Origin of the sequence: Frankia sp. AgKG'84/4 (assembly GCF_023242965.2) — a bacterium.
GTDB lineage: Bacteria > Actinomycetota > Actinomycetes > Frankiales > Frankiaceae > Frankia.
In genome coordinates, this window is the sequence record NZ_JALKFU020000746.1 from 1 (window position 1) to 504 (window position 504).

Annotated in this window: 1 protein-coding gene; it reads right to left on the reverse strand. The window is 72.0% G+C overall.

Annotated features, from left to right (window positions below; translation table 11 throughout):
* Positions 1-259: MarR family transcriptional regulator (locus tag MXD58_RS24925; protein ID WP_284678846.1), on the reverse strand; the 259-nt coding region annotated here is incomplete at its 3' end.
* Positions 260-504: the final 245 nt, after the last annotated feature.

The window sequence follows — 504 nt, forward strand, 5'->3', positions numbered from 1 at the left end:
GGCCACGGCTGATCAGGCCGCCGGCCCGCAGCTCGGCGAACGTCCGCGACAGCGACTGCGGTTGATGCCGCTCGGCGGCGGCGATCTCGCCCGGCGCGCTGGGGCCGAGGCGGTAGAGGTAGCTGAGCACGCTCAGCTTGGTCCCGTTCAGCGCCCCAGCGGGCCGCTGGGCCCGCAGCCGGCGCCCGAGGTGCGTCACCGCCCGCCGCACCGCCGCCGCGCTCTGCTCCCGGGGGGACATCTCCGGCGTCGACGACATAGATTGGAAGCTATCACTTACTATCTTGAACGATGTTCCGCCTAGGTCAGCAGGATTTGCGGCCAAGACCGGGAGCCGGATAGTTCGTGATGACGAATATTCTCCTGGGCCGCCAGCGGCTGGAAGCGTGGCCAGGGCGGCGCCGGGTCGCCGACCTGCTCGCCGCGCTCACGGACTACCTGGTCGTGATCCAGACCGGCCGGCCCCGCGGCGCCGGCGGGCCGCCCCGCGACGTTGCCGTGGAC